Here is a 17,515-nt window from a genome sequence, read left to right on the forward strand (position 1 = left end):
GAAGATCCGCCGCCCTTTGCCTTTTGCGGAAAGTGCTCGCCCTATTCGGGATAGCTCATGTCCAGCGAGACCGCTTGCGCGCCTTCCTGGACGGTGAAGCGGGCGTCGGAGAATTGCGGCGGGCGGTTCATCTTCACCTCGCCACTCATCGCCCAGCCTTCCTGCGGCAGATATTGCTCGCTCAAATCCATCTTCCAGTCGCCATTGGCGTCATGGAGAATGGAAAGGGCGTACTCACCCGCCGGCACGTCCTTCAGCGTCGTGGTCAGCGTTCCGGCCTGCGCGCCGTCCAGCATGTCCGAAGCGGCGTATTCCCGCGTCATGAACTGCTCCTCGGTCTGCAGGGACACCAGAACCTTCCCGCCTTCCGGCTGCACGCCATTGATCGTCAGCGCGATGTCCCCGGCGAAGGCCGGCGCGGCAAGGGCGCTGAGGGCGGCGGCGAGGGCGATTGTCTTTTTCATGTCTGTCTCCTTGGTTATCGGTTAGCGACAAGTACTTTAATAAACAAAGTTATTTATCGGAGTCAATGCCGCTGCCGGCATTTTTTATCGTTGCGCGAGGCGGTTTTATCGATTATCAATATGTTCGGGCTGCCGATGGAACCAGGGACCCATCGGAAGGAACAACATGAAACGCTTTATTCTGGCCGCCATCGTGGCGGCCTTCGCGGCTTCGCCCGCCTTTGCGGCGGAGCGGCCCTTTGAACTGGAAGTCATCGTCTCGGGAGAGGACGGCGTCGTCCATTATGTCCGCAATACGGATGAGGGCCTGTCCGCCGCCATGTGGACCGATGGCGAGGACAAGGATTCCGCCCGCCTGATGACGGGCGGCGACGCGGACGCGGCTTATAGAAAGGCGCTGGATACCGCCGATATTCAGGGCGCCGACTTGGGCGATCTGAAGCTGAAGCTCTTTGGCGTGTCGATCTATGCCTCCGATGAAGAAGGCGGGGACGCCGCGCGCGTCGTGGTGAATGCGCCCGGCGGTGACAAATCCGTCGTGATCGATGCGCAGGATAACGGCCCGACCGGCGACTCCGCGCATATCGTCATAACCGGCGCGGATGAAGACGGCGCGGAGGATTTCATCGACGATATCGATGACGCCCCGCGCAGCCTCAAGCGCGAGATGAAACAGGCTGTCGGCCTGTAACGTCTGCGCCCAATCTGTCGAACCGATTACCAAACGCTCACCCGCCCGCCAGCATCGCGACAGGCGCTGGCAGGCATTCAAGAAAGCGGGGCTGCTCGTCTAGGCAATGAAGGGACTACGCCCATGACGAAAACGATCACCGCTGCGCTCATCGCGGTTTCCGTGGCCACGGCCGGCCTCGCCGGCTGCGCCACCCAACCCGCGGGCAATGACATGGCCAGCTCGGCCGATGGGGCCGAGAAAGCCGCCAAGAAGGAAAAGAAGAAAGAGCGGACTCCGCCGCCCTTCTATTGATCCTTCATCCGGGAAAGCGCGCGGGAGATGGTCTCGATCATCTCCCCGCGCGGCACCGTCTTCTGCTGCTCGTTGGCCAGCCACTCTTCGCGGGTCTCGGCCTCCGCTGACAGCTTCGCGCCCAGCGCCAGGTCCTTGATGGTCACCTGGCCGTTCTCGCGCTCTTCGGAGCCAACGATCACCGCCACCGGCGCGCCGCGCTTGTCGGCGTATTTCAACTGTTTCCCGAAATTCCGGCCCGACCCGACATAGACTTCCGCCGGGACATTCAGCTTTTGGCGGATCTCCGCGGCCATGCCGAAATATTCCGCCGCCTGCCCGTCCTCCAGCGCCAGCACCACGACCGGCCCGTCGAACTTCGACGCCTCGCCGCTCTCCAGCGCCCGCAGCGCCGCGGCAAACCGCGACACGCCGAAGGAGAACCCGGTCGCGGGCACCGGCTGGCCCTTGAAGCGGGAGACCAGATCGTCATAGCGCCCGCCGCCGCCGACCGAGCCGAACTGGATCGGCTTGCCGTCCTCATAGGTCGCGGTCTTCAGAAGCTCCGCCTCGAACACCGTGCCGGTGTAATAGCCAAGGCCGCGCACGACGGAGGTGTCGATACGGAATTGCGCCGGGCCGAAATCGAGGCCCTTCAGGATATCGTTGATGACGCCCAGCGCCGCGACGCCCGCCTCGCCCTGTTGGGAGCCGTCCAGCGCCGCGCCCAGCGCGCGGATCGTCTCGCCCGCCGGGTCGGCCGCGCCGGACTCATAAGCGCCCGAGGCTTCGGTAAACCGCTTCACCGCCTCGATCTGCGCATCGTCCAGCTTGGCGCCCTCGGTAAAGTCGCCGGACTCGTCCTTGCGCCCGCCGCCCAGAAGTTGCGCCACGCCGTCCCAGCCGAACTTGTCCAGCTTGTCCAGGCTGCGCAGGACGCGGCCCTTTTGCGCCGCGTCGCCGACCCCGGCCAGATCCAGAACCCCGTCCAGCAGGCGGCGGTCGTTCACGCGCACCACGAAGTCGCCCTCGCCCAGGCCCGCGGCCTCCATCACCTTCGCGGCCAGCATCACCATCTCGGCGTCGGCCTCGGGGCCCGGCGCGCCGACGCTGTCGGCGTCGCACTGGGTGAATTCCCGGAACCGGCCCGGCCCGGGCTTCTCGTTGCGCCACACGCTGCCCGCCTGCCAGCGGCGATAGGGCTTGGCGAGGCCGTCGAAATTCTCGGCGACATAGCGGGCCAGCGGCGCGGTCATGTCATAGCGCAGCGCCATCCACTGCTCGTCATCGTCCTGCAGGGCGAACACGCCCTCGTTCGGGCGCTCCTCGTCCGGCAGGAACTTGCCCAGCGCGTCGGCATATTCGAACGCGCCGGTGGCCAGCGGCATGAAGCCATGCGCCTCGTAAACCTCGCCGGCGCGCGCGACCAGGTCGCGCTCGGCCTTCAGGATATCAGCGGGGCGGTCCTCGAAACCGCGCGGGCGGCGCGCCTTGGGGCGGAAGGGTTTGTCTTTCTTGGCCATAGGTCTGCGGAGTTAGCGCGCCACGCCGCGAAAGGCGAGGGGGCGCGGCGGCGGGAAGCATCTAAATCTGTGCAATTTGGCTGGGAACGTCACATCGGGTAAAGCGCGGTTGACGTAATGATATAACATATCATACATGATTCTTATCAAATTTCGGGGAGAAGCATCGTGATCGTTGTCATCAGACGGCAGGCGAGGGCCTGCCTTTTTTCGTTCGTATCCGCACTCGCCTTACTGCCGGCCACGGCGCAGGCACAGGAAACCAGTCTGCAGAATAAGGGCAAGCAAAATATTGAAAACACTGAAGAATCAAACGCCGATACGATAATTGTCACCGGTCATTCGCTAAGCTCGTCCGGCGATGCGGCGGTGCTGCCTGTGGCCGTTCTTGCCGATGAAGAGCTAGTGCATCGCCGGCGCGGCACCCTCGGCGAAACGTTGGAAGGTTTGCCAGGCGTGCACATGGATAATTTCGGCGCCGGGGCGTCGCGCCCGGTCATTCGCGGACAGACTCTGCCGCGCATCGAAATTCTCACCGATGGGGCCAACCTATTCGATGTCGCTTCCGTCTCGCCCGACCATGCAATCGTGACGGACCCGCTGCTGCTCGACGCGATCGAAATTCAGCGTGGACCGGCCGCTGTTCGCTATGGCGGGAGCGCTGTAAACGGCGCAATCAACCTCATTGACAGCAAGATCCCCAAGACACTCCCTGACAAGGAGGCAACGGGCGCTTCCGAATTGCGGTTCGGATCCGCGGACAAGGAAAAAGCCGCGGCCGGTCGCCTTACTACCGCGCTGGGACCCGTCGCTCTACACGCGGAAGGCTCGTATTCGCAACGCGCGGATTACGACGTGCCTGACGAATACGGCGCCGACAAATTGAAAGATTCCTTCGGCAAAAGCTCAAGCTACGCCTTCGGCGCTTCGTGGATCACGGACAAGGGTTATATCGGCGCCTCCTATGCCAGGCAGGACGCAGAGTATGGGCTGCCCGGACATAGTCACGCCAATGGCGTTTGCCACACGCATTACTATTCCGATTACCTCGACCTTCATTGCAGCGCCCATGCAGGCTTTGTGGATCCGGTGACCTCCCCAGACAGTCACACGGCCTATATCGATTTGCGCAGCGAGCGTGTCGATCTGCGCGCGGATTATGAGAATTTGCTGCCGGGTTTCAGCCATGTCCGGTTGCGCGGATCCTACACAGACTACCAGCATGACGAGGTCGATGGCCGGACGCTGTTCACGCGCTACACGAACGAAGTGTGGGACGGACGTATTGAATTGACCCATAAGCCGTTGTTTGGCTTCACCGGAACTTTCGGCGGCCAGTATACTGATGGCACATTCACTGGCCTCAACATCAACGACTTGGCTGTGCCGTTTCCCGATGACGATTATGGCCTTGACGGGGTGCCCGACTATCTTACCGAAAATATCGGAATTTTCCTGAGCGAGCGCCGTTCATTCGGGCCCGTCGATTTCGAAATCGCCGCCCGAAAGGATTGGCGTGAGATAAGCGCGTCCCCGCCGCCCTTCCGCACCACTTTGCCGGAAGATAACTGGTATTCCCAGAACTATGGCCCAGACTGGCGGGAGATTCTTGAGGAGCGCTCTCTCAACAGCTTTTACCAGCAGAATCCACCCACTAAACACGATCCCTTTTCGGCTTCGCTTGGCGCAACCTGGAACATCAAGGGCGGTTATGCGGCGGCGCTGTCACTCGCCCACACCGAACGTGCGCCGAGCGTCCGTGAACTTTACGCGAGCGGGAACAACATGGCGACCAACAGCTATGAGCAAGGGCTCGTGCAATCTCCGGGGGACTGGTTGTGGGACAGTTTTCCAGTTTCCTTTGCGCCCAGCGCGCCGGATCTTATAGAAAAAACGGATTCAATTAATCTGACCTTCCGCAAGACCGGCGGCCCGCTCGAGTTCGAAGCCGGCCTGTTCTACCAGGACATTGAGGACTACGTCTTCGCCCGCTTCCTCGACATGGACGATGAAACCGGGGTCCCCCATAACTGGCTGATCTACACTGCCGCCGATGCCAGCTTCACTGGCATTGACGGGCAAATCAGCTATGGCTTCACGCCAAAGGCGCGGGTCACGGTGTTCGGTGATTATGTCGACGCCAACCTCAAGAGCCAAGACGACAATCTGCCCCGAATTCCGCCTGGCCGCCTCGGCGCGCGGCTCGATTGGGCGCAGGGGCCGTTGTCTGCCGATGTGGAATATTACCGCACCTTCGAGCAGGATGAGGTCGCTTCCTATGAGACGCAGACTGATGGCTACAACATGGTCAACGCCACCATCGCCTATCGCCTGGAGGTCGAGGGTGGAAGCGAGCTTGAAATCTATGCGCGCGGCACGAACCTGACCGATGAGCTGGCTTTCGTACATACGTCATTCGTGAAGGACCAGTCACCCTTGCGGGGCCGCAATCTTGTCTTGGGGCTACGAACCAAGTTCTGAAACTTGGCACGGCGGCCGGTATGAGCCGGCCGCCGTGCCAACAGGATTAAACAGTTCGCAGAATGGCTTGTTGGGAGGTGACACTTACCCCCTGAAAAACACTCCAGTGCAACACTAACCGCGCCCATACCCTGAACCGCCTCGCCCCAATGGCGGACAGGACTAATCGGAAACCTGATGATATTCCGAGACACGACCGTTCTCATCCAGTCGGATGATGAGCCATTCGAAGTCTATGGGAAAAATGGGCGTGGGGCCGAGAACATAAACTATGTCCCAGTCACTGAAATATTCTGTAGGCGTCGGTTCGCCCAGAAGTTCAATGACCTCCTGACGGGTAAGGCCCTTTAGGGCGTGTTGTCCCTGTAGCTCGTCCATCATTCTTGCCCGCTCCCTTGTGAGCAAGTCGGCTTCGCGCCATTTTTCGCGGTCGAATTTACGGGGACAACTGGCCAGCAGTATCAGCGCGCTCGCGCCGAATAAACGCAAGAATTGCCGTCTTCCGTTCACTTCAATTCCGGGCGTTGCACGTATCTATCCGCCATCGTCGGCAAACTGGTATTGCAGTCCTTCGGGTTGCTCCGAACTAAGCCGTAATCGCCCCGAACCGAGATAGATCAAATAGCAATTTCGCGCGACGCCCACACGTCTGGCGAACTCTGTGCTGTCACAGGCCTTCTCAAGCTCTCTGATTGATTCTGTCGACAGGGAGTAAAGCCGTTCGCCCTCTGCGATCCGGAGGCCGTCAATATCCTGCACCCAATGCGCCCGCGAAAGCATCTTCGCATGATCGGGGGCAATGGAAATTGGGCCGGACCAATAATCATATGCGGAATGATGGTAACGGATAGTGATGGGTGACGGGGCCTGATTATCCACGACTGTTGGCCAAGCGTCACATCCCGCCAGCCACAGAACACTCAAAAACGCCAAAAATCGCATTTCGAAAGCTTACTCAGCGCCGCAAATGCGCGATCAGCGCAGCGCTGGTTGCGTCGACGCCCTGATCCGTCTCGCCCTCGATGGCGGGCAGGGCGCGTCTGGCGAGCGTCTTTCCCAGCTCCACGCCGTACTGGTCGAAACTGTTCACGCCAATCAGCGCGCCCTCGGCGGCGGTCTTGTGTTCGAACAGCGCCAGCAGCAGGCCCAGCGTCCTGGCGTCCAGCCGGTCGAGGATGAACGTGGTGGAGGGGCGGTCGCCGGGGCAGACGCGGTGCGGCGCCAGCCGGGCGATCTCCGCATCGTCCGCGCCGCCGGCCTGCATCTCCGCCCGCACGGCTTCCGCGCTGCGCCCGCGCATCAGGGCCTCGCCCTGCGCGATGCAATTGGCCAGCAGGGCGCGGTGCATGTCGTCCCGCGCCTCGTGGGATTCCTTGACCGCCATGAAATCCACCGGCGCGCCCTGCGGCCCCTGGTGGAGCTGCTGGAAGAAGGCGTGCTGCGCGTTTGTCCCCTCCGCGCCCCAGACGACGGGGGAGGATGCGGCGACCGGCGCGCCGTCCAGCGCCACGCCCTTGCCGTTCGATTCCATCTCCAGCTGCTGTAGGAAGCCGGGCAGCAGGCGCAGCCGCGTGGAATAAGGCGCCACGCAGCGCGTCGGATAACCCAGCGCCCGCGCATTCCACAGATCGGTCAGCGCTTTCAGCAGCGGGATATTCTGGTCCAGCTTTGCATCGCGGAAATGCGCGTCCATTGCCGCCGCGCCGGCGCGAAGGGCGTCCATGGCCCCGGCCTCCAGCGCGATTTCCAGCGACAGGCTGACCGAGGACCACAGCGAATAGCGTCCGCCCACCCAGTCCTGAAATCCGAAGATACGGTTGGCGGGCACGCCGAAATCCTGCGCCTTTTCCGGATTGGCGCTGACCGCGGCCAGTTGCGCCTTCGCCGCCTCCGCATCGCCCAGCCCCTGTTCCAGCCAGAACCGGGCGTGGCGGGCATTGGTCAGGGTTTCCGGCGTGGTGAAGGACTTGGAGACGATGATGACCAGCGTGGTTTCCGGGTCCAGCCCCTCCAGCGCGTCATTCAGCTCCGCCGGGTCGATATTGGCCGCGAAGCGCAGCGTCATCAGCGGGTCGCGCTCGTGCTTCAGCGCGTCATAAACCAGCCGCGGCCCCAGATCGGACCCGCCAATCCCCAGATGCAGCACCTGCCGGATCGGCCGGCCGCGTGCGCCCGTGATCTCGCCGGACCGGATGCCGTCCGCCAGCGCTCGCATCCGCGCCCGCTCGTCCGCCACCGATTCCGCGATGTCCGGCCCTGCCGCCGGATAGTCCGCCCCGCCGTCGGCGCGCCACGCCATATGCAGGGCGGGGCGGCCCTCGGTCGCATTCACCGCTTCGCCCGCGAACAGGCGGGTGCGGAAATCCTCGAACCCGCGCGCTTTCGCGAACCCGGTCAGCGCCTCAAGCGCTCCCGCATCCAGTTTCTGGCGTGAGAAATCGATCAGCAGCCCGTCCAGCGCATGGCTGAACGCCGCGAACCGGCCTTCATCGGAATCGGAAAGGGCGGCCAGCGTGGTTTTCGACAGGCGGTCCGCCGCCGCGTTTACGGGAGTCCAGTCAGGGCTCATCGTCGCGCGCGGCTCAGGCCATGCCGGTCATGGAGGACAGCATCGCCGGATTGACGCCGATGGAGCGCAGGGCGGATTCCCACTTGGTCTCCAGATCCTCGCCAAACACCAGCGCCTCGCTGGCCTCGCAGGTCAGCCACGCGCTGGCGCGCAGCTCTTCCTCCAGCTGCCCCGGCCCCCACCCGGCGTAACCCAGCGCCAGCGTCGATTGCTGCGGCGCGGTTTCGGAGGCGATGGCCTCCAGCACTTCCTTGGTCGCGGTCAGGCCCAGCCCGTCGCGGATGCCAACGGTGGAATCGTCGGAATGATAGTCGTCGGAATGCAGGACAAAGCCGCGCTCCTTGTCCACCGGCCCGCCGGCCAGCACCTGACGGTCGGGCAGTTCGATGGTGGATTCGATCCCCAGCTGGTCCAGAAGGTCGCCCAGCCTGATCTCCCCCATCGGCTTGTTCACCACGATGCCCATGGCGTGATCGTCGCTGTGCGCGCACACCACGATCACGCTGCGCTCGAAGCGCTCGTCGCCGATGGCGGGCGTGGCGATCAGCATCTGGCCGATCAGCGGGCTTTTCTCGGTCTGTTTTTCTTCCGGCGTCTCTTCCATATCCGCAATCATAATGGGGACGCGCCGCTTTTTAAAACCGGCAAAACGCTTTTCGCTGCGGCGCATCGGCCCTATCTAGAGGGCGAACCCGAAAACCATACCCATAAATGGAGTGATCCGAACATGACCATCAAAGAAGGCGACACGCTGCCCGAAGCCACCTTCATGACCATGGGTCCCGAAGGCCCGCAGCCGCTCTCCACCGCGGACGTGTTCGGCGGCAAGACCGTGGCGTTCTTCTCCGTTCCCGGCGCCTTCACGCCCACCTGCTCGGCCAAGCACCTTCCGGGCTTCGTCCAGAAAGCCGGCGATCTGAAAGCGAAAGGCGTTGATTCCATCGCCTGCATGTCGGTGAACGATGTTTTCGTCATGGACGCCTGGGGCAAGGACCAGAACGCGGGCGGCGACGTCCAGATGCTGGCCGACGGCAATGCCGATTTCGCGCAGAAGCTGGGCCTTGAGATGGACGGCTCCAAATTCGGCATGGGCACCCGCGCCCAGCGTTTCTCCATGCTGGTCGAGGACGGCGTGGTGAAAAAGCTGAACGTCGAAGCCCCTGGCGATTTCCAGGTTTCCAGCGCCGAACACATGCTGGAACAGCTCTAGGAAGCAGCAAGAGGGGAATCGCCCGGGGCGATTTCCCCTTACTTCCCTGTCCATATCGGCCATTCTAGCGGCAGAGGATTCTGCCTGTTGGAGGGACGCAAATGGACTTCGCCTTTACCGGACTTGTGATCGCCGCCGTCGTGCTGGCGCTGATACTGGTGACCGGCACGATCAAGGTCGTGCCGCAGAGCATGGAATACACGGTGCAGCGTTTCGGGCGCTATACGCGCACGCTTACCCCCGGGCTGCACTTCATAACCCCCTTCATCGACGCCGTCGGCTTCAAGATCTCGATGCGCGAGCGCGTCGTGGACGTCCCCAATCAGGAAGTCATCACCCGCGACAACGCCATGGTTTCGGTCGACGCGGTGGTGTTCGTGCAGGTGATGGACGCCGCACAGGCGGCCTACGCCGTCGATAATCTGGACTTCGCGGTGGTCAATCTCTCGATGACCAATATCCGCACCGTGGTCGGCTCGATGGATCTGGACGAGGTGCTCTCTCGCCGGGACGACATAAACGCCCGCCTGCTGGGCGTGATCGACGCCGCCACCAATCCCTGGGGCGTTAAGGTCACAAGGATCGAAATCCGCGACCTCACCCCGCCGCCCGACACGACCGAGGCGATGGCCCGCCAGATGAAGGCCGAGCGCATCAAGCGCGCCGAAATCCTGGAGGCCGAAGGCGACAAGCAGTCCGCCATCCTGCGCGCCGAGGGCGAGAAACAGTCCCAGATTCTGGAGGCCGAGGGCCGCCGCGAGGCCGCCTTCCGCGACGCCGAGGCGCGCGAACGCTCCGCCGAGGCCGAAGCCAAGGCCACCGAGTCCGTCTCGGACGCCATCGCCAAGGGCGACGTCGCCGCGCTCAACTATTTCGTGGCGCAGAAATACGTCGCCGCGTTCGAGAAGCTGGCCACCAGCGAACAGCAGAGAACGCTGATCCTGCCGGCCGAGCTTTCCAGCCTCGCCTCCACCGTCTCGGGCATCGGCGAACTGGCGAAATTCGCCAAGTCCGCCGAAACAAGAGAGGAGGGCTAGGGCATGAATGCTGTGGTCGAATTTCTGGAGGGAATGACGATCTGGCGCTGGGGCATCCTCGGCACCGTCCTCCTGATCGCCGAGCTTCTGACCGGCACCACCTATCTGCTCTGGCCCGCCGCCGCCGCGTTCGCCACGGGCGTGATCGTGTTCGGCATAGACCTGCCCTGGCAGTTCCAGTGGCTGATCTTCGCCGGCCTGACCATCGCCCTGACCGTGCTGGGCGACCGCTTTGTCCGGCCGAACCTGTTCAAGTCCAGCGCCCCCAATCTCAACCGCCCGCGGGAGCAGATGGTCGGCGCCCGCGCCATCGCGCTGAACGATTTCAGGGACGGCCTCGGCCGGGTGAAGATCGGCGACGTGGAGTGGACGGCGGAACTGGACGGCGCGTCCGATGTCGCGGCCGGGACCAGCCTGACCGTCACATCGGTGGAATCCTCGCTGGTGCGGGTGATCCCGCGCGCCGCAGGCTAGGCGGCCTCAGCGTCCGCCCATCATGTCCTGCTGGGTGTAGCCGGCGGGCGGCTCGAACGCGCTGGCGGGCAGGTCCGCCGCCTCGCGGGAGGCAATCTCGGTTCGCGTTTCCAGCGCGCCCGATGCGCCATATTCTTCCATCAGCACCGGCATCCGGCCGTCGAAACTGCCGTCCAGATCGAACATCCATTCGACCTTTTTGGTCATCGGCATGCCCTCATAGAACGCCGCCATGTCGTTATAGAGCACGGCCAGCTCGCCGCCGCCGGTCAGCGCGCTCGGCTCGACGGCCCAGACGCGATGGGTCAGCGCGCCGTCGCGCATTACTTCATATTCATGCGCGCTGTCGCCATCGATCGTTTTCGATTCCCCCGTGGCGTTGACCGTGACGCTGGATTCCGCGCCGCCGCCCATCATCGCGGCCATGCTTTTTTCCATGGCGGCGCGTTGCTCTTCCGGCACGCCTTGCAGGGCTTCCCGCATCTGCGCCTGAAGACCGCTCATCGTCGCGCGCATCTGGTTGGCGGTCATTATGGAATAGGTCTGGTTCTGGTGATCGACCATCACCATTTCCTGAGCCTGGCCCCGGAAAATCGTGGTCGAACCGGGCAGGCCATATTCCGGATCGCCCTGGCTTTTCATCAGGACCTTGCCGTCCTGCACCGTCGTTTCGGTGCTGGAAACGGTCTTTCCGTCCGCATTGGTCATCTTGGATTCGAAGACCACGCTGGCGAGCGCCGGCGCGGCGGCGAGACAGAAAGCGGCGGTGGCGGCGAACAGTTTCATGATGAACCTCTCTCCCTTGAATTTCGTGCAAGTCTAGCGAGCCGAACGGGCGAACCTCAACCGTTTCACGGTCAGGCCTCGAAAAAAATCGCCCTCGCCTGAATAAACGGAAACGCCCGGCCGCTCAGGCCAACAGCTTGCCTTCCATCACCGCCACCGCGCCGCCGGCCACGCGCACCGCCGTCACCGCGCCGTCCTTCTTCTCCGCCCGCGCCTCGATCCGGCTGGGGCGACCCATTTCCACGCCCTGTCGGATGGAAAGCGTCACCTCGCCATTCTCCGCCGGGTCCAGATGCGCGGTCAGGCCCATCAGGGCCGCGCAGGCGCTTCCGGTCGCCGGGTCTTCCGGCACCGCGTCCAGCGGCCCGAACATGCGGGCGCGCGCCTGCCCTTCGCCGGTGCGGACATAGATCATCAGGTCATGCGCGTTGGCGGGCAGGGCCTTGAACGTCTCGACGGGGCCGATCTTCGCCCGCTCCAGCGCCGACGAGTCTCTCAACTCCGCGAACGTGAAGGGCAGGCCGACCGAGGCGACGACCGGCTTGTGCCGGTCCACCGCGATATCGTCCGGCGACAGCCCGGCGCAGCGCGCCACGAAGTCCCGGCCGATCTCCCCGCCCGTCCGGTAGGGCTCGGGCGCGGTCAGCTCGGCGGAAACGGCCTGTCCGTTTTCCCGCGTGATGGCGATGCGCACCAGTCCCGCTTTCTCGTCGAACACGATCTCGTCGCCGATTTCCCGGCCGAACAATTCTCCCTCCCACGCCACGGCCAGCGCCGCGCCGATATTGGGATGGCCGGCAAAGGGCACTTCGCGGGCCGGGGTGAAAATACGCAATGTCGCGGTGTGGCCGCCATCGCGCGGCGGCAGCAGGAAGGTGGTCTCGGAATAATTGAACTCGCGGGCGATGGCCTGCATCTGGTCGGTGTCCAGCCCGTCCGCATCGAACACCACGCCCAGCGGATTGCCGCCGAACCGGCGGTCCGTGAACACATCGACGGTCAGGTAGCGGCGGCTCATGGCGTTCAGCGAACCTCGTCTATCCCGGCGCGGGCCAGCTCGTCCGCGCGGTCATTCTTCTCGTGCCCGGAATGGCCCTTCACCCAGCGCCAGTCGATTGTGTGGCGCGCGGCGGCTTCGTCCAGCGCCTGCCACAGATCGGCGTTCTTCACCGGCTTCTTCGCGGCGGTCTTCCAGCCGCGCTTTTTCCAGCCGGGCAGCCACTCCGTGATGCCCTTCATGACATAGGTCGAATCGGTGTGTAGTTCGACCTGCGAGGACCGCTTCAACGCATTCAGCGCCTCGATGGCGGCGCGCAGCTCCATGCGGTTATTGGTGGTTTCCGCCTCGCCGCCCTTCAGCGTCTTCTCGTGCCCGTTCCATTCCAGCAACGCTCCCCAGCCGCCGGGGCCGGGATTGCCGCTGCACGCGCCGTCCGTGTGAATGATGACTGTCTTTCCGCTCACAAAATCCGTCCGATGACCGTATCCAGATAAACGATCGCGGTGATGGTGGCAGAGCCGACCAGATAGGCCAGCACATTGGCCGCCCATCCCGCGCCCGCGCGCCGCGCCGCCACGATCGTCACCCCCAGCAGGGCCAGAACCACCACGATGTGCGGGATATAAGGCCCGACGCCCAGCATCAGGCCGATCTGCGCCTCGTCGTTCGGGTTGACCGCCACGGTGATCCCCAGCGCCATCAGCCGCATGAAGAAGGCGAAGAACACCACCGCATAACCAATCGCCGCCGACCAGCGCAGGATCAGCAGGCCGATCAGCCCCTGAACCAGCGTCACCCCGACGCCTCCCGCGATCATGATCAGCAGCGCCGCCTGTGTCGGCCCCGGTTCGGCGTCCACCGGCGCGGCCCGGTTCAGGCCCAGCGCCATGTCATGGCCCAGCAGCTCCCCCGCCGCCCAGTGCCCGCCCTCATGCAGCAGGAAAGTGGCAAATCCCGCGAACGGCAGGGCCAGGGCCAGCGCGACGATATTGAGGCGCTTGCGGGACGTATCGGACGCGGCTTCGCTCACGCGCCGTACTTTTCGGCCATGGCCGCCCAGGATTCCGCGATCAGCGTTTCCAGAACGTCCCGGTCCACATCGTCCAGCTTGTTGATGTACAGGCAGGATTTCCCGGTCTTGTGCTTGCCGAGCCGGTCCAGAAGCGCGTCATGGCGCGCGAAGCCGGGCATGATATAGAGCACCAGATTGGCCTTGCGGGGCGAAAACCCCACCCGCATGAAGTCGCCCTCCCGGCCTGACTCGTATTTGTAGTGATACTCGCCGAACCCGATGATGGATGGCCCCCAGAGCCGGGGCTCCTCGCCGGTGATCCGCCGCATCATGTCCAGCACGGCGAACGCATCCTCGCGCCGCCGCGCCGGCTCCACGCCGTCCAGAAACGCGGTCACGTCCGCGCCGGTCGGCCTGGTCTTGTTTTCAGCGGAACTCACGCCACGGCCTTGGGCAGCTTGAAGACGACATTCTCGTCGGTCACGCGCAATTCCTCGACCGACAGGTCAAAGCGTTCGCGCACCGCGGCGATCAATTCGTCAGTCAGCACTTCCGGGGCGGAGGCCCCGGCGGTCAGGCCCACGGTGCGGGCCCTGGCGACCGCCTCCCAGTCCACCCGGCTGGCGTTCTCCACCAGCCGCGCGTCCCGCGCCCCGGCCTTCAACGCCACCTCCACCAGCCGCTGGGAGTTGGAGGAGGTTTCCGACCCGATCACAAGAACCAGATCCGCGCGCGCCGCCATCGCCTTCACCGCCGCCTGGCGGTTGGTGGTGGCGTAGCAGATATCTTCTTTGTGCGGCCCGGTGATCGCCGGGAAGCGGGCTTTCAGCGCGGCGACAATATCGGCGGTGTCATCGACCGACAGCGTGGTCTGCGTCACAAAGGCCAGCTTGTCCGCATCGCGCGGGTTCAGCTTTTCGACATCGTCCACCGTCTCGACCAGGTGCATCGCGCCGTCCGGCAACTGGCCCATAGTGCCGATCACTTCCGGGTGGCCGGCATGGCCGATCAGCACGATCTCCAGCCCGGCGCGGTGATGGCGCTCGGCCTCCACATGCACCTTGGACACCAGCGGGCAGGTGGCGTCGACATAGATCATGTTGCGGCGCTCGGCGCGCTCGGGCACCGCCTTGGGCACGCCGTGGGCGGAAAACACCACCGGGCGGTCTTCCGGGCATTCGTCCAGCTCCTCCACGAACACCGCGCCCATTTCCTCCAGCCGGTTCACGACATGGCGGTTATGCACGATCTCGTGCCGCACATAGACGGGCGGCCCCCATTTATCGAGCGCCCGCTCGACAATCTGGATGGCGCGGTCGACGCCGGCGCAGAATCCGCGCGGCGCGGCCAGCAGCAGCGTGATGGGCTGTTTTGTAGGTTGTGCGGCGTCGGGCATGGTTTTACGCACGCTTCGCGTTGCGGTTCATCGAGTGAAACGATATGAGGCCCATGGTCTAGCAAGTCTATAGGCGCGGGGCGACGGCCTCAGCGCAGAAAGATCTCTGATAAGCTCAATGACGCATAATGTCCGCCTGATCCTCGCTCTCGCCGTTTCGGCCCTTGCCCTTGCCGGATGTCAGTCCACCAAGGAAGTCTTCCGTTTCGGCGACGCCAAGAACCCCAATCCGGGGCCGTGCCCGAACGCGCAGGCGCTGTTCGACGCCGCGCGCATCGTCAAGATCGATGGCGCGGAAACCATGGCCAATGTCGGTTTCACGGGCGAAATCAACGGCGTGCGCAGCTTCTGCCGCTATTACGGCGAACAGCCGATCCGCGCGGAGCTGGAGATCGATTTCGGTTTCGGCCGCGGGCCCAACGCCCGCGGGGACGAGCACGTCTATAATTATTTCGTCGCTGTGACCCGCAAGGATCTGGCCGTGATCGAAAAGCAGGTCTTCCCGATCCGCGTGGACTTCAATGGCCGCGACCGCGTCTACAAGACCGAAACGATCGATAATATCGTGATTCCGCGCGCCAGCGAGACCACGTCCGGCACCAATTTCGAGATCATTGTCGGGTTCGAGGTGAACGAGCAGCAGCTCGAATATAACCGTCTCGGCAAGCGATTCCGCGAAGGCATCATCCAGGCCCCGTCCGAATAGGCGACACCGGCATGCAAATTCCGATAGAGACCGCGCTCGGCGAGCGCCTGGGAAAGGCGTTCGAGGCGCAGGGCCTTCCCGCGACTCTGGGCGCGACGGCCCGCTCCACGCGGCCCGACCTCGCCCCGTATCAGTGCAACGGCGCCATGGCCGCCGCCAAACAGGCCGGCAAGCCGCCGCGCGAGATCGCGCAGGCCGTGGCCGACGCCGTATCCGGCGACCCGCTGATCGAGTCGGTGGAGATCGCGGGTCCGGGTTTCATCAATCTGACCCCCAGCGCCAAGGCGCTGGAGGACCGCGCCAATGCGCTGGCCGAAGATGACCGCGCCGGCGCGCGCATCGTGGATGAGGCCCGCACCGTTGTCATTGATTTCGGCGGTCCCAACGTCGCCAAGCCGATGCATGTCGGCCATTTGCGCTCATCCATCATCGGCGACTCGCTGCAGCGCCTGTTCCGCTTCCGCGGCGACCAGGTGATAGGCGACGTGCATCTGGGCGACTGGGGCCTGCAGATGGGCCAGATCATCACCGAACTGGCGCGAGAAAAGCCGGACCTTCCCTATTTCGACAAGGACTTCGAGGGCCCGTACCCGGACGAGTCTCCCGTCACGATCGAGGAGCTGGAGACCATCTATCCGCGCGCCTCGCAGGCCTGCAAGGCCAATGAAGCGCGCATGGACGAGGCCCGCATGGCCACCCAGGCGCTGCAGGAAGGCCGCCCCGGCTATATCGCCCTCTGGCGGCATTTTCTGGAAGTCTCCAAGGCGGCCCTGAAGCGCGATTTCGCCGCGCTGGACGTGCATTTCGACCTCTGGAAGGGCGAGTCTGACGTGCAGGACCGCATCCGCCCGATGGTGGCGGACCTCGTGGAGCGCGACATCGCGACCGAGGACAAGGGCGCGATCGTCATCCCGGTGGCGCGCGAGGACGACAAGAAAGAGCTGCCGCCCTTCATCCTGCTGAAATCGGACGGCGCGGCCCTCTACACCACCACTGACCTCGCCACGATCCTCGACCGGTCGGAGACGCTGAATCCTGACCTCATCCTCTATGTCGTGGACAAGCGCCAGTCGCTGCATTTCGAACAGGTCTTCCGCGCCGCCGCGAAATCGGGTTTCGCCGAAGACATTTCGTTTGAACACCTCGCCTACGGCACCATGAACGGCCCGGACGGCAAGCCCTTCAAGACCCGCGCGGGCGGCGTGCTGAAACTGGCCGATCTGCTGGACCGCGCCCACCGCCGCGCCGTTGCGCGGATGGAGGAGGCGGGCATCGCCTCGGACATGGAAAAGGCCGAGTACGAGGCCGTGGCCGACAAGGTGGCGCTGGCCGCCATCAAGTTCGCCGATCTCAGCCATGACCGCGCGACCGACTACATCTTCGATCTCGACCGCTTCATGACGTTTGAGGGCAAGACCGGCCCCTATCTTCTCTACGCCGCCGTCCGGGTGAAATCCCTGATGCGCAAGGCCGAAGACGCCGGCGTCGAGCCCGGCGAAATCCGCATCAAGGAAAAGGCGGAAGCCGATCTTCTCTACGCGCTGGACGCCTTCGACCGCGCCTCGGCCACCGCCTATGAAAAGCGCGCCCCGAACTTCCTGTGCGATCACGCCTACACGCTGGCGCAGGCCTTCTCCGGCTTCTACTCGGCCTGCCCCATCGTCACCGCCGAAGACGCGGAAACCCGCGCCTCCCGCCTGGCGCTGGCGCAGCTCACCCTGACCCAGCTCAATCTCGTCCTCGGCCTCATCGGCCTCGAGGCCCCGGACCGGATGTAGCGGCAGGCCCTCGCCCCCGCGAGGGGGAGAGGGTTTTGAGGCTCCAAATCTAATAAGATTTGGTCAGCCGAAAGGGTGAGGGGGCGGCTCTCAGGATAGAGCGCGTTTTTCAACG

19 protein-coding genes are annotated in these 17,515 nt (G+C 64.0%); 8 read left to right on the top strand and 11 right to left on the bottom strand.

The window, feature by feature from the left end; genetic code table 11:
• Positions 1 to 41 precede the first annotated feature (41 nt).
• Positions 42 to 464 (bottom strand): DUF2141 domain-containing protein, encoded by a 423-nt coding sequence (locus L338_RS10920; protein WP_022698420.1) that lies wholly within the window; start codon positions 462 to 464, stop codon positions 42 to 44.
• A 166-nt stretch (positions 465 to 630) separates the two neighbouring features.
• Between L338_RS10920 and L338_RS10925 the strand changes: the two genes are divergently transcribed.
• Both L338_RS10925 and L338_RS17605 read left to right on the top strand, forming a co-directional pair.
• Positions 631 to 1,155 carry a hypothetical protein gene (locus L338_RS10925; protein ID WP_022698421.1) on the top strand — a complete coding sequence of 175 codons (525 nt, stop codon included), beginning with the start codon at positions 631 to 633 and terminating at the stop codon, positions 1,153 to 1,155.
• A gap of 123 nt (positions 1,156 to 1,278) precedes the next feature.
• Positions 1,279 to 1,449, top strand: a complete 171-nt coding sequence (locus L338_RS17605) for a hypothetical protein (RefSeq protein ID WP_022698422.1) — start codon at positions 1,279 to 1,281, stop codon at positions 1,447 to 1,449.
• Here L338_RS17605 and hisS read toward each other — a convergent pair.
• Positions 1,443 to 2,951 carry a histidine--tRNA ligase gene (hisS, locus tag L338_RS10930; protein WP_022698423.1) on the bottom strand — a complete coding sequence of 503 codons (1,509 nt, stop codon included), beginning with the start codon at positions 2,949 to 2,951 and terminating at the stop codon, positions 1,443 to 1,445. The two genes, L338_RS17605 and hisS, sit on opposite strands and share 7 nt — an antisense overlap.
• 168 nt (positions 2,952 to 3,119) lie before the next feature.
• On the opposite strand from hisS, the gene L338_RS10935 reads away from it, so the two are divergent.
• Positions 3,120 to 5,432 (top strand): TonB-dependent receptor plug domain-containing protein, encoded by a 2,313-nt coding sequence (locus tag L338_RS10935; RefSeq protein ID WP_022698424.1) that lies wholly within the window; start codon positions 3,120 to 3,122, stop codon positions 5,430 to 5,432.
• Between the two features lie 162 nt (positions 5,433 to 5,594).
• On the opposite strand, the gene L338_RS10940 is transcribed toward L338_RS10935, so the two are convergent.
• From L338_RS10940 to L338_RS10950, 3 genes are all read right to left on the bottom strand, one after another.
• A complete protein-coding gene (locus tag L338_RS10940) occupies positions 5,595 to 5,921 on the bottom strand; it encodes a hypothetical protein (RefSeq protein ID WP_152485877.1) in 327 nt (108 codons plus the stop codon).
• Positions 5,922 to 6,387: 466 nt separating this feature from the next.
• Complete coding sequence (gene pgi, locus L338_RS10945) at positions 6,388 to 8,001, bottom strand: glucose-6-phosphate isomerase (protein WP_022698426.1); 1,614 nt, start codon at positions 7,999 to 8,001, stop codon at positions 6,388 to 6,390.
• A 13-nt stretch (positions 8,002 to 8,014) separates the two neighbouring features.
• Positions 8,015 to 8,617, bottom strand: coding sequence for a YqgE/AlgH family protein (locus L338_RS10950; protein WP_241762260.1), 603 nt, complete (start codon positions 8,615 to 8,617; stop codon positions 8,015 to 8,017).
• 111 nt (positions 8,618 to 8,728) lie between these two features.
• Here L338_RS10950 and L338_RS10955 point away from each other — a divergent pair, with 111 nt between their 5' ends.
• The 3 genes from L338_RS10955 (at position 8,729) to L338_RS10965 (ending at position 10,722) form a co-directional block, all read left to right on the top strand.
• A complete protein-coding gene (locus L338_RS10955; protein ID WP_022698428.1) occupies positions 8,729 to 9,211 on the top strand; it encodes a peroxiredoxin in 483 nt (160 codons plus the stop codon).
• Positions 9,212 to 9,312: 101 nt separating this feature from the next.
• Positions 9,313 to 10,248: an SPFH domain-containing protein gene (locus L338_RS10960; protein WP_022698429.1), complete on the top strand. Its 936-nt coding sequence runs from the start codon at positions 9,313 to 9,315 to the stop codon at positions 10,246 to 10,248.
• A 3-nt stretch (positions 10,249 to 10,251) separates the two neighbouring features.
• Positions 10,252 to 10,722: an NfeD family protein gene (locus L338_RS10965; RefSeq protein WP_022698430.1), complete on the top strand. Its 471-nt coding sequence runs from the start codon at positions 10,252 to 10,254 to the stop codon at positions 10,720 to 10,722.
• 6 nt (positions 10,723 to 10,728) lie between these two features.
• On the opposite strand, the gene L338_RS10970 is transcribed toward L338_RS10965, so the two are convergent.
• The 6 genes from L338_RS10970 to ispH form a co-directional block, all read right to left on the bottom strand.
• Positions 10,729 to 11,508: a hypothetical protein gene (locus tag L338_RS10970; RefSeq protein WP_022698431.1), complete on the bottom strand. Its 780-nt coding sequence runs from the start codon at positions 11,506 to 11,508 to the stop codon at positions 10,729 to 10,731.
• 124 nt (positions 11,509 to 11,632) lie between these two features.
• Complete coding sequence (locus tag L338_RS10975; RefSeq protein ID WP_022698432.1) at positions 11,633 to 12,526, bottom strand: PhzF family phenazine biosynthesis protein; 894 nt, start codon at positions 12,524 to 12,526, stop codon at positions 11,633 to 11,635.
• Between the two features lie 5 nt (positions 12,527 to 12,531).
• Positions 12,532 to 12,972 (bottom strand): ribonuclease HI, encoded by a 441-nt coding sequence (gene rnhA, locus L338_RS10980; RefSeq protein WP_022698433.1) that lies wholly within the window; start codon positions 12,970 to 12,972, stop codon positions 12,532 to 12,534.
• Positions 12,969 to 13,538, bottom strand: coding sequence for a hypothetical protein (locus L338_RS10985; RefSeq protein WP_022698434.1), 570 nt, complete (start codon positions 13,536 to 13,538; stop codon positions 12,969 to 12,971). The genes rnhA and L338_RS10985 overlap by 4 nt, the downstream gene beginning before the upstream one ends.
• Complete coding sequence (locus L338_RS10990; protein ID WP_022698435.1) at positions 13,535 to 13,960, bottom strand: DUF1801 domain-containing protein; 426 nt, start codon at positions 13,958 to 13,960, stop codon at positions 13,535 to 13,537. Before L338_RS10990 ends, L338_RS10985 begins: the two co-directional genes overlap by 4 nt.
• Positions 13,957 to 14,916, bottom strand: coding sequence for a 4-hydroxy-3-methylbut-2-enyl diphosphate reductase (gene ispH / locus L338_RS10995; RefSeq protein ID WP_022698436.1), 960 nt, complete (start codon positions 14,914 to 14,916; stop codon positions 13,957 to 13,959). The genes L338_RS10990 and ispH overlap by 4 nt, the downstream gene beginning before the upstream one ends.
• Positions 14,917 to 15,034: 118 nt before the next feature.
• Between ispH and L338_RS11000 the strand changes: the two genes are divergently transcribed.
• Together L338_RS11000 and argS are read left to right on the top strand one after the other, a co-directional pair.
• Positions 15,035 to 15,622 carry a hypothetical protein gene (locus L338_RS11000; protein WP_022698437.1) on the top strand — a complete coding sequence of 196 codons (588 nt, stop codon included), beginning with the start codon at positions 15,035 to 15,037 and terminating at the stop codon, positions 15,620 to 15,622.
• An 11-nt stretch (positions 15,623 to 15,633) separates the two neighbouring features.
• Entirely contained in the window at positions 15,634 to 17,400 is a 1,767-nt protein-coding gene (gene argS / locus L338_RS11005) for an arginine--tRNA ligase (RefSeq protein WP_022698438.1), read from the top strand.
• Positions 17,401 to 17,515 lie beyond the last annotated feature (115 nt).

The organism is Euryhalocaulis caribicus, from assembly GCF_000412185.1.
GTDB lineage: Bacteria > Pseudomonadota > Alphaproteobacteria > Caulobacterales > Maricaulaceae > Euryhalocaulis > Euryhalocaulis caribicus.